General features: G+C 38.0%; 17 protein-coding genes. 12 read left to right on the forward strand and 5 right to left on the reverse strand.

Annotation, left to right across the window (positions count from 1 at the left end):
- Nucleotides 1-42: 42 nt before the first annotated feature.
- Nucleotides 43-246, reverse strand: a complete 204-nt coding sequence (locus N0O92_RS09875; RefSeq protein ID WP_315614485.1) for a hypothetical protein — start codon at nt 244-246, stop codon at nt 43-45.
- 413 nt (nt 247-659) lie between these two features.
- Between N0O92_RS09875 and N0O92_RS09880 the strand changes: the two genes are divergently transcribed.
- From N0O92_RS09880 to N0O92_RS09905, 6 genes are all read left to right on the forward strand, one after another.
- Nucleotides 660-1,403, forward strand: coding sequence for an ABC transporter ATP-binding protein (locus N0O92_RS09880; RefSeq protein WP_315614625.1), 744 nt, complete (start codon nt 660-662; stop codon nt 1,401-1,403).
- 1 nt (nt 1,404) lies between these two features.
- The gene (locus tag N0O92_RS09885; RefSeq protein ID WP_315614486.1) at nt 1,405-3,027 is read left to right on the forward strand and encodes a hypothetical protein; all 1,623 of its coding nucleotides are present in this window, start codon (nt 1,405-1,407) and stop codon (nt 3,025-3,027) included.
- A 119-nt stretch (nt 3,028-3,146) separates the two neighbouring features.
- A complete protein-coding gene (locus N0O92_RS09890) occupies nt 3,147-3,641 on the forward strand; it encodes a small multi-drug export protein (RefSeq protein WP_315614487.1) in 495 nt (164 codons plus the stop codon).
- A 21-nt stretch (nt 3,642-3,662) separates the two neighbouring features.
- Nucleotides 3,663-4,403, forward strand: a complete 741-nt coding sequence (locus N0O92_RS09895) for a hypothetical protein (protein ID WP_315614488.1) — start codon at nt 3,663-3,665, stop codon at nt 4,401-4,403.
- 18 nt (nt 4,404-4,421) lie between these two features.
- The gene (locus N0O92_RS09900) at nt 4,422-4,826 is read left to right on the forward strand and encodes a GntR family transcriptional regulator (protein ID WP_315614489.1); all 405 of its coding nucleotides are present in this window, start codon (nt 4,422-4,424) and stop codon (nt 4,824-4,826) included.
- The gene (locus tag N0O92_RS09905; protein WP_315614490.1) at nt 4,819-5,709 is read left to right on the forward strand and encodes an ATP-binding cassette domain-containing protein; all 891 of its coding nucleotides are present in this window, start codon (nt 4,819-4,821) and stop codon (nt 5,707-5,709) included. Before N0O92_RS09900 ends, N0O92_RS09905 begins: the two co-directional genes overlap by 8 nt.
- 38 nt (nt 5,710-5,747) lie before the next feature.
- Here the strand turns inward: N0O92_RS09905 and N0O92_RS09910 are convergent, their stop codons facing one another.
- Complete coding sequence (locus N0O92_RS09910; protein WP_315614491.1) at nt 5,748-6,071, reverse strand: 2Fe-2S iron-sulfur cluster-binding protein; 324 nt, start codon at nt 6,069-6,071, stop codon at nt 5,748-5,750.
- Between the two features lie 237 nt (nt 6,072-6,308).
- On the opposite strand from N0O92_RS09910, the gene N0O92_RS09915 reads away from it, so the two are divergent.
- Nucleotides 6,309-7,028, forward strand: coding sequence for a YebC/PmpR family DNA-binding transcriptional regulator (locus N0O92_RS09915; protein ID WP_315614492.1), 720 nt, complete (start codon nt 6,309-6,311; stop codon nt 7,026-7,028).
- A gap of 160 nt (nt 7,029-7,188) precedes the next feature.
- Here N0O92_RS09915 and N0O92_RS09920 read toward each other — a convergent pair whose 3' ends face one another.
- Nucleotides 7,189-7,665 (reverse strand): CBO0543 family protein, encoded by a 477-nt coding sequence (locus N0O92_RS09920; protein ID WP_315614493.1) that lies wholly within the window; start codon nt 7,663-7,665, stop codon nt 7,189-7,191.
- 172 nt (nt 7,666-7,837) lie between these two features.
- Nucleotides 7,838-7,984: a hypothetical protein gene (locus tag N0O92_RS09925; RefSeq protein WP_315614494.1), complete on the reverse strand. Its 147-nt coding sequence runs from the start codon at nt 7,982-7,984 to the stop codon at nt 7,838-7,840.
- Between the two features lie 110 nt (nt 7,985-8,094).
- Between N0O92_RS09925 and N0O92_RS09930 the strand changes: the two genes are divergently transcribed.
- Nucleotides 8,095-8,328 carry a hypothetical protein gene (locus N0O92_RS09930; RefSeq protein WP_315614495.1) on the forward strand — a complete coding sequence of 78 codons (234 nt, stop codon included), beginning with the start codon at nt 8,095-8,097 and terminating at the stop codon, nt 8,326-8,328.
- A gap of 86 nt (nt 8,329-8,414) precedes the next feature.
- On the opposite strand, the gene N0O92_RS09935 is transcribed toward N0O92_RS09930, so the two are convergent.
- On the reverse strand, nt 8,415-8,723 hold the full coding sequence (locus tag N0O92_RS09935) for a hypothetical protein (RefSeq protein WP_315614496.1): 309 nt from the start codon (nt 8,721-8,723) through the stop codon (nt 8,415-8,417).
- A 136-nt stretch (nt 8,724-8,859) separates the two neighbouring features.
- On the opposite strand from N0O92_RS09935, the gene selB reads away from it, so the two are divergent.
- From selB to phnE, 4 genes are all read left to right on the forward strand, one after another.
- Nucleotides 8,860-10,758 (forward strand): selenocysteine-specific translation elongation factor, encoded by a 1,899-nt coding sequence (gene selB, locus N0O92_RS09940; RefSeq protein WP_315614497.1) that lies wholly within the window; start codon nt 8,860-8,862, stop codon nt 10,756-10,758.
- On the forward strand, nt 10,730-11,782 hold the full coding sequence (locus N0O92_RS09945) for a glycosyltransferase (RefSeq protein ID WP_315614498.1): 1,053 nt from the start codon (nt 10,730-10,732) through the stop codon (nt 11,780-11,782). Before selB ends, N0O92_RS09945 begins: the two co-directional genes overlap by 29 nt.
- A 72-nt stretch (nt 11,783-11,854) precedes the next feature.
- Nucleotides 11,855-12,805 (forward strand): phosphate/phosphite/phosphonate ABC transporter substrate-binding protein, encoded by a 951-nt coding sequence (gene phnD, locus N0O92_RS09950; RefSeq protein ID WP_315614499.1) that lies wholly within the window; start codon nt 11,855-11,857, stop codon nt 12,803-12,805.
- Between the two features lie 11 nt (nt 12,806-12,816).
- Nucleotides 12,817-13,578 carry a phosphonate ABC transporter, permease protein PhnE gene (gene phnE, locus N0O92_RS09955; protein WP_315614500.1) on the forward strand — a complete coding sequence of 254 codons (762 nt, stop codon included), beginning with the start codon at nt 12,817-12,819 and terminating at the stop codon, nt 13,576-13,578.
- Nucleotides 13,579-13,592: the final 14 nt, after the last annotated feature.

A 13,592-nucleotide genomic window follows, 5' to 3' on the forward strand; every position in this document is an offset into this window, starting at 1 on the left:
CAGGTTAAAAGGACCACCGTTGTTGTAGTGGTCCTTGTTTATTTACCCATTATGAGAGTTTACATTTCTATGAATGCCTGAATTCGAATAACTTTGTACCATTTTTTGTAAGTCTTTATGAGCTTCCCGTAATTCTAGCGTTGCGTCGACGATTTTTTGAAAACCTTCTAAATCTTTTTCTGATGCATTTAATAGTGACTTTGTCATTCCTTCAGCGATTTGTTGTAAGCTTAAATCTCGGTTCACAAACAATGACCACCTTTCTTTTATTTTAGTATCTTTTGTCTTTATTACTATTTTTTGAAAGAGGATGCTTTTTCCTGCAACAAATTATCAACATATCTCACCACAATGTTATAAATGTAAACAAATAACGAGGAAATGTTTCATTTTATATGTAAATTATGACTGAAAAAGCGTATTCATACTCATTCAAACATAGTTTACTAGATACTTTGTGGAAAGGAAGAGCATCCGCAACTTTCTCATTATTTTTTAAGAACTTTAGATTTTTTTTCGGTCCAAAGGTATAGTACCACCGTTTCATTAGCACTTCTTTTTAGAAGTTATGTTAAAATAAGGAAAATGCAGATGGGAGAGGTGGAAGTTTGGTGAGTGAAAGAAACGAACAACCGATAGTAACACTTGAAGATGTAACCATGTCTTTTGATGGGAAAATGGCATTGCGAGCGATTAATCTAGAAGTACTTAAAGGTCAAATTATTGGTTACATAGGACCAAATGGAGCCGGGAAAAGTACAACTGTTAAAATCATGCTCGGACTTGTTTCGGGCTATTCTGGTAAGGTGTCCATATTTGGCAATGATATTTCCGATGGAAAAGTCGACTATAAGAGAAGAATTGGCTATGTCCCGGAAACAGCTGAGTTATATGATAACTTAACAGCCATTGAATATTTATCGTTTGTTGGGGAGTTATACGGGATGGAATCGGAACTTGTTGAGGCCAAGGCTAAACGACTTATGGGTAAGTTTGGGTTAGAGGAAGTCTTTCATTCGAGGCTTTCGAGCTTTTCAAAAGGAATGAGGCAAAAGGTATTGCTCATTTCTAGTTTATTACATAATCCCGATTTATTGTTTCTAGATGAACCATTAAGCGGCTTGGATGCCAATAGTGTTATGGTCGTAAAAGAAATATTAGCACAGCTTGCAGCACAAGGGAAGACGATTTTTTATTCGTCTCATATTATGGAAGTGGTCGAAAAGATAAGCAATCGAATTATTTTGATTTCTGAAGGACGGATTGTGGCAGATGGTAGCTTCGAGGAGTTAAAAGAACAAAACACGGAAGGTACGTTAGAAGAAATCTTTAATCAATTAACGGGTTTTCATCAACATAGAGAAATTGCCGAGGATTTTGTCTCTATCGTTCAAGAGGTGTAAAATGGACAACTTTCAATCTATTAAACTATTAGATATGTTTAGAACTGTATTTGTAAAAATGGGTGTAGATTATGACATAATGAGGCAAATTCTCCGAGTGAAATTAACAATGGATCAAAGAAGAGTTCCAACGATTTTCACACAGTCGAATTCGAAGAAAAAAGAAGGAAACCAATTTTTAAAGTCACTATGGCTGTATGCTCTTTTTGGTCTAATCCTCATTCCTTTTATTTTATTAGGCGAGCATTATTTATTTCAAATGAGCATTGTGTTTGGGATTGCGATGTTTATCATTATGACTTCAATGATCTCGGATTTTTCTTCTGTGTTATTAGACATTCGAGATAAGCCGATTCTTCAAACGAAACCAGTTGATAGGAAGACAATTAGTGCATCCAAATTTGTTCATGTACTAATTTATTTGTTCTTTTTGACTGCAGCCATCATGACAATTCCTCTGATTGTTAGTTTATTTGTACAAGGATTTCTGTTTTTTCTCTTATTTCTTGTGGAAATGATCTTTCTAAATCTTCTCATTATTGTTATGACAGCGATGATGTATTGGGTTATTTTGCGTTTCTTTGATGGAGAGAAATTGATGGATTTAATCAATTATGTTCAAATTCTGCTGTCATTAGGAACGATTATAGGATATCAATTAGTCATTCGATCATTTGAATTTCTTGATTTGAATATTGAGATTACGATGAGTTGGTGGCAATTTCTTCTTCCTCCGATGTGGTACGCAGCTCCATTTGAGTGGCTCTTAAATGGGAATGGAAATGTTTATATCCTCATTCATTCTGGTCTAGCCTTTGTTATTCCCGTCATTTGTATGTTTTTATATATAAAAATGTTGCCTTCGTTTGAAAGGAATTTACAGAAGCTTAGTAATCAAAAAATGAGTAAAAAGAACCGGAACCAGACAAACGTGTTGGAGAAGTGGATTTGCCGTTCGAAGGAAGAGAGAACGTTTTTTCGATTTGCAAAAGTGATGATGAAACAGGAAAGAGAGTTTAAGTTAAAAGTGTATCCATCACTAGGATTAGCAATCATACTTCCTTTTTTGCTGTTTTACAATGAGTTTCGCTATCGTACGGTCGAGGAAATCACTTCTGGTCATTTGTATTTAGTTATTTATGTTTGCTTGATTGTTATTCCAACGATTATTATGATGTTAAAATTTTCGGGTACGTATAAAGGAGCTTGGATTTACCGAGTGACTCCGTTGCAGCAAATGGCTCCGATTTATAAAGGAACATTAAAGGCATTTCTAGTAAAATTGTTTCTGCCGATCTTTGTCATTGTGAGTTTGGTATTTGGAGTCATCTTTTCTACTTCAATCATCCCGCATCTTGTTGTCGTGTTTTTGAGTTCGCTCATTTATACAGTGATTTGTTATTTATCATTGGAGAAGGCTTTGCCTTTTTCTGAATCTTTCAGAGCAGGTCAGCAAGGAGAAGGATTGGCTATTTTCGTTATGATTCTATTAATTGGACCTTTCGTTGGGTTACATTATCTTAGTTCTCTGTTGCCATTTGGAGTTTATGTTTATCTCGTTATTTTGTTTTTCGTAAATTATCTTATGTGGAATGATCGTATCTTTAATCGCGGTCGGATATAGGGAAAGAAGAATTCTCAAAAGCGTATAGGGCTTTTGGGAATTCTTTTTTTCTGTTGACACATATTGGTGTTATACTGTATATATTAATATATACAGTATAACAGTGGGGAGAGGGTATTATGAGTTTTTCAGAATTATTGTGGGCGTATTTGCTTGTGCTTTTGTTAGCGGCTGTTCCTTTTCTTGAGGGATATGCGGTTGCACCGCTTGCTATCATTGCTGGACTAGCAACGGTCCCTGTTTTTGTCCTAGGTGTCATTGGAAATGTGGTAACCGTTGCTTTAGTTATTGTATTTGTCAATAAAATTAAAGAATGGCGCACTAAGAAAAAGAAAGAAACGGAAGAGAAAGCTGAGAGCAAACGCTCGATTCGGGCACAAAAGATCTGGACGAAATACGGTCTTCCAGGGTTAGCGATGATTGGTCCTTTGTTTGTCGGAAGTCATGTGACTGCTTTTATGAGTGTGTCGTTAGGAGGAACAAAAAAGAAGGCGTTAATTTGGATGACAGCAAGTATTACGATTTGGACGGTTGTCTTTGTCATTTTAGCTCATTTAGGAATTGATTTGTTAGGCCATCAAGAAGATGGATTATCCAATCGGTTCTTCAATTAATGTCATAAGGAGGGATGAGAAGTGGTTAATCAGGCGTTCTGGCTTGTAAAAAAAGAACTGAAAACTAATTGGACTGCGTTGTTATTAACGGTTCTTGTAGTTATTTTTTTGGGGTTATTTGCTACTATTTTCTTAGAGCAAGCGGCCCGAGCATTGTTCGGTCAAGAAGTGATGTATTATAACAATCCTGTTTTAGATATTCTTTTTGTTGCTCTGCTGCCGTCGTTATCAACGATTTTTATGTCAGGTCCGTACTTATCCTTTCAAACGATTAAAGATGACCCGTATACAAAAAGGATGGCCTTTATTCGGACATTGCCGATACCTGTAAAAATTGTAGCACTTAGCCGTACATGTTTAATGCTACTTATCTTACTACTGATGTCGATTGCATTCTTTGGAGCGATTGTCTACAAACTACCAAGCGATTTCTATCAATTCGTTTCTGCGAAAGAGCTTATCATTTTTATATTTGCTTGGTTTGGATATTCACTAGCTTTAGGAGGTATGAATCCGTTTATTGAGTACGGAACAAGTGGAAAAGTGTTACACCTCGTACCGCTTTTCTGGATTGGGTTAATGATGGGATTATTTGTTGGATTTCATTCTATTGTTGGCTATAGTATTGTGGAATGGAGCTTGCTTCTCATTAGTCAGTACGGTTGGATTGTTGCTGTTGTTTCAATCATCTTTGGGGGAATAGGTTCTGCATTTTGGCATAAATTGCTCACTCGTCGCCTAGCAAAGAGAGATTATATGTAGTGGAAGGGAGGAGGATCTATGAAGTTACCTATTCGAGTTTCTGAGGAAAGCAGAGAACCCATATACCATCAAATCGAAGCACAAGTCACATCTTTAATTGTTGGGGGACAGCTTCCGCCAGGTACACCACTTCCTTCTATACGGGTTCTTTCTAATGATTTAAAATGCAGTGTTATTACGACGAGAAGGGCATATCAAAATTTAGAAAGCAAGGGCTTTATTAAGACCGTTCAAGGAAAAGGGACGTTTGTGAAAGAGATGGAGACAGAAAAAATGGAGGAGACGAAGCAAAAAGTAGTCATGGATGCCTTTGAAAGGGCCGTTACCCAGGCAGAGCAAGTAGGTCTTACGGCAAAAGGCATACGAGCCATTTTTGATAATGTGATGAATAGAAGAGAAAAGGGGGAAGAGGAGGGTGACTAAATCAATTGTTTTGACGAAGTCTCTTACTAAGCATTATAAAAAATTCACTCTTGGTCCGATCGATTTTCAAATTGAGGAAGGGACCGCAGTTGCTATTGTTGGCGCAAATGGATCCGGAAAAAGTTCGTTTTTTCGTTTGCTGATGAACCTTCTGCAGCCAGACGAAGGATCCATTACATTATTTGATCAATCAATGAATGAAAGTGAAGCGGAAATTAAAAGGAAGATTGGTTATTCAGGTGGCATGCTTGAGCCACTTGGCTATTTAACGGTTAAGGAAATATCAAGCTTTTTCGCTTATTGGTACCCTACGTGGGATCAAGAGTATTATGTGAATTTAATAAACAGGTACGAAATAGACACAGGGATGAAGTTCGGCAAATGTTCAACAGGAATCAAAAAGAGAGTAGAGTTTATCTTTTCGCTAAGTCATCATCCTACATTATTGCTTCTAGATGAACCATCTTCAGGAGTCGATATTGTCTCCCAAAAGAAAATGAAGGAAGATCTTATTGACTTTATGGAGAAGGGGGAAAGAAGCATTGTCATGGCCACACATTCGATCGATGAAGTAAATTCGATTTGTGATTGGATCACGGTGTTTGAAAAGGGACAAATCATTCAATCGTTTAATAAAGATGAGATATTTGAAAAGTGGGCAAGAGTATGGGTAACGGATATGACAGAAACGATCAAACAGCACCCGAATTTCTTGGAACTAGACGTGGAGCCGCTTCAAATTGTGACGAATAACTGGAGTGAAATGGAAAAGGAATTAGAAAAAGAGGGAATTGCTATTTCGCACTTCCAAAAGATGACCCTTGAAGAGGGATTGGAATACATCATATCTTCTGAGTCGCGTAACAGCATAAAAAAGAATTGAAACGTGTGAATGGAGCTCACACGTTTCTTTTTTTCTATTTATTCTTGTGGACGTGTCCCTGGCTCCATTCCTGATTCTGATGCTGTCATAACAGGTTTAACTGTTAGATCCGATTGGACACGGATTTGACAGGAAAGACGGATGTTTTCTTCTCTATAGCCTTTCGCATCTAAAATGGCTGCTTCAGCGTCTGAGATGGCACCTGCATCTCCACTAATAATCTCGACACGACAGGTCGTACATCTTGCATTCCCACCACAACGATGTAAAATATCAACGTTATTGTCTTCTAAAGCAAGAACTAATTTGGTTCCTTCTTCGACTTGAAATGAACCTTTTCCTTCGACTTTGATGGTTGGCATGAGTAATTCCTCCTTTTATTTGTTACGATTTACTAAAACAACACTACCATAAATTGGGTTGAATGTGTACTTGTCCTTCAAATGACCTTAGAGAGGAATCGAAGATAAAGGTCGAAACCATTGACATAAATATAGTATAATGATGAGGTAGGTACATACTGAATGGATTTCATTCAAGAGATTAGAATGAGAAACATTGCGAGAATATAGATATAAGCTGAAAGTGAGTGTTTGAACATGGGGCGTAAATGGAACAATATTAAGGAAAAGAAAGCGTCAAAAGACGCAAATACGAGTCGGATTTATGCTAAATTCGGACGTGAAATTTATGTAGTTGCTAAACAAGGAGAACCGGATCCAGAATCAAATCGAGCGTTAAAGGTCGTGCTTGAGAGAGCGAAGACATACAGTGTTCCAAAAGCGATCATTGACCGTGCTATTGAAAAAGCAAAAGGCGGTTCGGAAGAGAATTACGATGAACTCAGGTACGAAGGGTTTGGACCAAATGGTTCGATGGTGATCGTAGATGCATTGACAAACAATGTGAATCGAACAGCTGCAGAGGTACGATCGGCTTTTAAAAAGAATGGGGGAAACATGGGAGTAAGTGGCTCTGTTTCGTTCATGTTTGATGCAACAGCTGTTTTTGGTCTTGAAGGCAAAACAGAAGAAGAAGTTCTAGAGCTTTTGTTAGAAGCCGATATTGATGTTCGCGACATTGTTGCCGAAGAAAATTCGGTGATAGTATACGCAGAACCGGATCAGTTTCATGAAATTCAAGAAGCTTTGAAACAAGTAGGAATTACTGACTTTACTGTAGCGGAGCTAACGATGTTGGCTCAAAATGATGTAACATTGCCAGAAGAGGCACAAGCACAATTTGAAAAGTTGATTGATGCTTTAGAGGATTTAGAAGATGTTCAGCAAGTGTACCACAACGTTGATTTAGGTGAATAATGTTTAAAATGAGTCTTACTATTATGGTTTGAACTCTAAAGATGAAGGCTACTCCATGATGAGTGGTCTTTTTGCATAGAGAAAAAATGCGATCGTGAGTAAAAATTGGATACATCTGTATTTGATGAGAGGTCAAGATTGAAGCTAACAGCACGTAAAGTTAGATGCTCTTAGCTCCTGGGTGCTTTTTAATTACTTCAAGCATGCCTCTAGAAATGACTTTCACAACAAATACAAGGAAGAATGAGTAGAGCCATCTCCATTTCCCTTTAAATTTGAGTGCATCTGTTTTTCGTTCAAGGACAATTTCATAAATCGCTTGAGGTGTAGCGAAAAGTAACAATTTTCCTACTAATCCAGGGAACTTAGAATGATATGTAGATTGACAATACCAAATAGACAAGAAAGGACAAACTAAGAAATCATAGACAACATTTATCTTAAACATTTTTGGCTGAAACCTTACGGGGTATGAAACTTGCTTTGTTTCCACTAAAGATTTATCGAATACATAATTAACAATACAATTTATTAAATAGAGGGGGAACCAAATTTTAACAGAAGGCTTCTTGAACAGAGTTATTGTTGAGATCATGCCGAAAATAATTCCCAATTTGATTATTGAACGTTCAATCATAGTTCATACCCTCCTTTTCTCAATGTATTTTCAACTAGGAAGGGAAAAAATATGCATTTGAAGATTGAAATAAATTGGAATAAAGGTATTATGGAAGGTTGTACAACGTTTATTTAGGCGAATATGTTTATGGCAGACCAGTATGTGTGGTCTGCCAATTTTTATGTCGTTTTTACTCTTTGCTGCTTCTGTGATTTAGTGAATCTGTTTGAAATTGTCTTAAGCGTTTCATCGTTAGTTTCCAGTCACGTTGTTCACGCTTTTTTTTCTTTCTAAGTAGAAGTTTAAGTTCTTTTTTTCTAGAGTCATCTTGGTTCATGGTTTCGACACACTCCTTTCTTTTGGTAGTTACAAAAGGTAACTACGCTAAATACGTATGTCGATTATTGCCTGACCTATGACGCGAATAAGCCAATTGAAGTTGATTCATTGCATGTTTCTGCCAAACGTAACATTCCTGATTTACTTTTCGTTCGTTTGCGTAAGCTAACTGTAATCGCAGGAGCAGGAGGGAAATTAGAGATGGGAGAACCATGTTTTTATTGTAATGATGATGTGAAAGATGTATTTAGCCATGGATTGTTTATTCATCAAAATGAACATGTAGACAAAACACTTTGTCAAGACTGTTACAAAGAATGGTTAGAAGGAATTAAAGAATAAAAGAAGAACCCCAAAACCCGAACAAGTTGTTCGGGTTTTGGGGTTGGAAAGGAAATCAGCAGCGCTAGTAAGGGGTACGTGGATCCTTACTTACCTGGTTCATTTAAGTCAAGGTCGATATAATCTTGTTGCTTATTTTGTTTTTCTACTTTTGGTTCGAGAACGGTTGAAATAAAGAAGTACGTACTATCTACATCAGGTAATGTTTTTTCCGTGAAAACCTCTTTTGTGTCGGGATCAAACACTTTAGCCGTAAACGTTTGATCAGCTTCATTGAAAAAGAGCTTTACTCCATCTCCAAATTCTTCTGGAGGGCGCGGGAGGACAAAGATTTCGTAATCATCCGGGTGAGCTTTGATGTTTTCAATCTTCTCTAGAATTTTGATTTTATCCATCGAATTCTCCTTTGACTAGTTTGCATGTAGCTTTTGCTGTTTCTATTTTTCGCATGCACTTTCCTTTGTTTCGGTAGAATGGTTATAGTATGATTAGACGAAAGAATTTGGTGATGGTAGAGAGGGATTTACATATATGAATCATTACACAGTTGGAATGGCAGGTCATATTGATCATGGAAAAACAACGTTAACGAAAGCATTAACAAATATTGATACAGATCGTCTAAAGGAAGAAAAAGAGAGAAGCATATCGATTGAATTAGGATATGCACCATTACAGTTACATGAGGATATGGAAGTTTCTATTATCGATGTTCCTGGTCATGAACGGTTTATCCGGCAAATGATTGCAGGGGTGGCAGGAATTGATTTAGTCATGCTTGTTGTTGCGGCAGACGAGGGGATTATGCCACAAACACGAGAGCATATCGATATATTACGTTTACTTGGAATTCAGAATGGCCTTATTGTTGTAACGAAAACAGATCGAATTGATGAAGAAATGAAAGAAATTGTTGAACTAGATATTCGTGAAACAATCGAAGGCACATTTCTAGAATCAAGTTTATTGTTTTTTGTCGATAGCCATAGTCTGATCGGGATAGAAGAGTTAAAAAAAGGGATTGAAATGGCACTGGAAGGGAGAGCTAGTCGTGACGCAACAGGTGCGTTCCGATTGCCGATTGACCAGGTATTTACGATCCATGGTCAAGGAACGGTTGTTAGAGGTACTGTATATGAGGGGATTGTCAATGAAGGCGACATACTAGATTTATTGCCACAACGAGTTTCCGTTCGTGCTAGACAATTACAAGTACATCATCAAAGTAAAAAAAGTGGTAGAGCAGGACAAAGGGTTGCGATTAATGTAGGTGGTGTTTCAAAAGAGGATATCAAACGAGGAGATGTCCTTGTGGCGACAGGGCACTATGAAACAACTGAAACGATTGATGTAGGGCTTACGACGGTTTCAGAGTTGAAATTTCCTTTAAAACAAAGAGGGGCCATCAAATTACATATTGGCACGGCAGAAGTGTATGGGAAAATTGTGTTTTTTGATAGAAATGAGTTGGCAGAAGGCAATGATGATTTAGTTTGTCAAATTCGATTAGATGAACCAATCGTAACACGAAGAGGAGATCGCTTTATTTTGCGACGTCCGACTCCGATGGAAACAATTGGCGGAGGAACTGTCATTGATCCGCATGGAGAAAAATATCGGTTTGGTGAAGATACCGTTCGAAAACTCGAGCAAAAGATGGACGCTACTCCATTGGAACGGCTCTATCAAATAGTGACTGAAAAGAAATTAATTTCATTGAATGAAGCTAGCAAGGAAGCTAGTATAGACGAATCTGATCTAAAACAGTGGATCCAGGATGAAAAAGGGCTAGTCCAACTTGGAAGTGGGGAACTGACAAGTGAAAAGGTAATTCATTCGCTAAAAGAGGCGATGGTGAATGATTTAAAGCAATACCACACTGAATTCCCGTTTCGTGAAGGGATTAAGAAAGCAGAATTGGTTCAACACTATATTCATACGTATCCGAAGCGGCTTGTTGAACGGGTTTTAGAAGAGGAGACTATCGTGCGAGGACCTTTTATCTCGCTTTCTACTCATATCCCTCACCCACCAGAGCAATGGAAAAAACGAGTGGAGCATGCGTTGGATAACTTGAAAAAGGAAGGCCTTCAAGTTTCAGCAGTAGTCGACCATTTAAAGAGTCAACAAATTCCAGACACTCTTTATGAAGAAGTTATTCATTATTTTCATCAACAAGAGATCTTGTTTTCTTTAGATGATAAACTCTCGATTCACCGTGATCCTTTTGTAGCAGCCGTTAAGAAATTACGTAACGAGACCGAGGATGTTTTTGAGTTAAAACAGGCAAAAGAATCTACAGGTTTATCTCGTAAATACTTAGTTCCTTTTTTAGAGAAACTAGACAAACTTAGCTTGACGATGCGACAAGAGCAAGAGCGAAAATGGAGGGTGACAGAAGTTGAAAATTGGCTCGGTAACAAGTCCTAAAATTATTCTGTTTACTCCATACTATAAAGAAAACCGTGGAAATTCAACAACGGCTAGACGTTTAGTGAAAGGGTTACAAATGTGGGATGCAACAGTTCATGTTTTTGCCTATGAGGAAGAGGAATGGACAGCAGATTGGGACGTATTGTTTCAAGAAGTGGATATTTATCATGTCATTCATTTAAAACGTTTTACACAGTGGATAAAAAAACATTCCCATTTACAGTTGAAAAAACCGTACATTTTAACATCTGGAGGAACAGATGTGAATGAAGATTTAAAAAGTCCGGATGCTGTCCGGTTAATGGTGTCGGTAGCAGATCAGTCTTGTGCGATAACGGTTTTTAGTGAAGATGGAAAAGAAAAAATTGTACATGTATATCCTGATCTGGCAGATCGAATTTATGTGATTCCTCAAAGCGTAGATCTTCCTGTTGGAGAAGAAGCTCCTTCTTCGGTTAAAAGTATAGGGGGTAACCCAACTTTATTACTGCCAGCTGGGTTACGTCCGGTAAAAGATGTATTTTATGTTTTAGATGAATGTGAGGAAATGCGTAACAAATGGCCAGATTTAGCGTTTATTCTTATTGGTCCTGTGTTAGATGAACAAGTTTATCACGAAGTAGTGCAGTACGAAAAAAAACATGAATGGTTTCATTATGTGAAAGAAGTTCCACTTGAACAAATGCGAAGCGTTTATGAGCGAGCGGATGTTGTCTTAAATACATCGATATCTGAAGGACAGTCTTCTGCCGTTTTAGAGGCGATGGCAGTAGGAAAGCCTGTTGTTGCAAGGGAAAACTCTGGAAATGCCAGTGTAATTCAAGATGGAGAAACAGGTATTTTGTTTGATTCGCCTGAGCAGTTTCGAACGAAAATAGAAGAGATGATCATGTCCGAGAAGAGCATTAGCAAGCTTATTGAAAAGGCGAAAACGTATATTGAACTGAATCATTCTCTCGAAAAGGAAATGGCCCAATTTATGGAAGTATATGAACATTGTTTATTTAGAGCCTATGAGTAAGGGATATCTCTTTACAAGCTATAGATAACAATGGTAGATTCCTCAGTAGATTGAAAAAAAGGTGGAGAAAAAATGAAAAAATGGATCATGACAGTAGGATTAGCTCTAACATTAACAGCATGTGGAACAGCTGATGAGCCAGATGAGGTCGTTCAATCCCCGACCATTGATGAAGTAGGGGAAGAAGAGGCACCAGCAACTGACCATGATGAGGTGTTTGAAATTGCGGTTATTCCATCCCAGTCTATGGGAGAGATGCAAACCGGTTTGGATAATTTAGAAGCTCATTTAACAGAGCGTCTTGGAAGAGAAGTGGTGGTAGAACAGTATCCTAATTACAACGCAGTCGTTGAAGCAATTAATTACAATCACATTGATTTAGCGTTTCTAGGTCCATTAACGTATTTAATTGCTCACGAGCAAAGTGGCGCTCAAGCGATCATTACACAGGAAGTGGATGGAAGTCCGTATTACTATTCTTACATAATTACGCATCAAGACCGTGAATGGGATAGTCTTGATGATTTGTTAGAGGATCGTTCAGAAGTTGACTTTGCTTTTGCTAGCATTTCTTCCACTTCAGGTCATTTAATTCCGGGTCTGCATTTGCGCCAGCTTGGTTTTTACGAAAGTGAAGACGAACATGAGTTTAATCAAATTCAATTTGCTGGATCACATGATATTGTAACGAACCTTGTCCGTGATCAAGCCGTTGATGCTGGAGCAGTGGATAGCGCGATCTTAGAAGCACTGATGAAAGAAGATGATCAAAACGGCGGAACATTACGTGAAGAGATAAAAGTATTATGGCAATCAGAGGAACTTTATCAATATCCATGGGTTGTCCCAGCTGAGATGAATGATGAGTTAATTGCCGAAGTTCAAGAAGCTTTTTATGAAATTGCAGATGAAGAAATTTTACGCATTTTCGGCGGTGCTACGCGTTTCGTTGAAGCGGATGATAGTCAATATGCTGATGTTTTAGAAGCAGCTCGTGAATTCGATATGCTTTCATTAGAATAGGAGTTACGTAAATGGTTTGGTTTCGTAGGCGATACATCATTTATGTGTTACTGATCATAGCCGCTCTATGGTGGAGCATGGATATGACGGGATTTGAATGGAGAAAGCTTACCCAAATCGGAAATATTTATCATATGGTGACCACTCGTTTTTTCCCAATTGAGTGGTCCCTTTTTCCGAGAATGGCGTATCACAGTCTCGTAACATTGGCCGTAGCCTTTTTAGGAACGTTTCTTGCTTTATTAGTGGCCTTGCCACTTAGTTTTCTGGCTGCGAAAAATACAAGTGGATCATTAGCGATGTACAGTTCCGTTCGCGGAGGGTTAAGTGCGTTGCGCTCCATTCCAGAGATTGTCTTTGGACTCATCTTTGTGTCTGCTTTTGGACTTGGACCTTTTGCAGCTGTATTAGCCATTATTTTGCACAATATTGGGGTATTAGGAAAATTAATTTCGGAACTGATTGAAGCAGCCGATCATGGACCACAAGAAGCGATGCGTTCTGTTGGAGCAACAAAATGGGTAGGACATCTATTTTCGATTTTGCCTCAAATCTGGCCTAATGTGTTATCTCAGTATTTTTATCGTTTTGAAGTCGCTATCAGAACGTCACTTATCCTTGGGTTTATTGGTGGTGGCGGAATTGGTCAGCAGCTCTTTAATCACTTCCAAAGTTTTTATTACACGGCAGTTGCCCTAGATATTGTTCTGATTATGATCATGGTGATTGCGGTCGACTTTATTGGTGGGCGTATTAGGGCGAGAGTTATCTGAATCGAGAAAAGCAA

Origin of the sequence: Alkalihalobacillus sp. MEB130 (assembly GCF_032335535.1) — a bacterium.
In the GTDB taxonomy this organism is placed as follows: Bacteria; Bacillota; Bacilli; order Bacillales; family Bacillaceae_D; genus Halalkalibacter.

Coding starts and splice junctions, on each gene's coding strand:
- N0O92_RS09880 (WP_315614625.1), top strand. CDS start 660: ATGTCTTTTGATGGGAAAATGGCATTGCGAGCGATTAATCTAGAAGTA.
- N0O92_RS09885 (WP_315614486.1), top strand. CDS start 1,405: ATGGACAACTTTCAATCTATTAAACTATTAGATATGTTTAGAACTGTA.
- N0O92_RS09890 (WP_315614487.1), top strand. CDS start 3,147: ATGAGTTTTTCAGAATTATTGTGGGCGTATTTGCTTGTGCTTTTGTTA.
- N0O92_RS09900 (WP_315614489.1), top strand. CDS start 4,422: ATGAAGTTACCTATTCGAGTTTCTGAGGAAAGCAGAGAACCCATATAC.
- N0O92_RS09910 (WP_315614491.1), bottom strand. CDS start 6,071: ATGCCAACCATCAAAGTCGAAGGAAAAGGTTCATTTCAAGTCGAAGAA.
- N0O92_RS09915 (WP_315614492.1), top strand. CDS start 6,309: ATGGGGCGTAAATGGAACAATATTAAGGAAAAGAAAGCGTCAAAAGAC.
- N0O92_RS09920 (WP_315614493.1), bottom strand. CDS start 7,665: ATGATTGAACGTTCAATAATCAAATTGGGAATTATTTTCGGCATGATC.
- N0O92_RS09925 (WP_315614494.1), bottom strand. CDS start 7,984: ATGAACCAAGATGACTCTAGAAAAAAAGAACTTAAACTTCTACTTAGA.
- N0O92_RS09935 (WP_315614496.1), bottom strand. CDS start 8,723: ATGGATAAAATCAAAATTCTAGAGAAGATTGAAAACATCAAAGCTCAC.
- selB (WP_315614497.1), top strand. CDS start 8,860: ATGAATCATTACACAGTTGGAATGGCAGGTCATATTGATCATGGAAAA.
- phnD (WP_315614499.1), top strand. CDS start 11,855: ATGAAAAAATGGATCATGACAGTAGGATTAGCTCTAACATTAACAGCA.
- phnE (WP_315614500.1), top strand. CDS start 12,817: ATGGTTTGGTTTCGTAGGCGATACATCATTTATGTGTTACTGATCATA.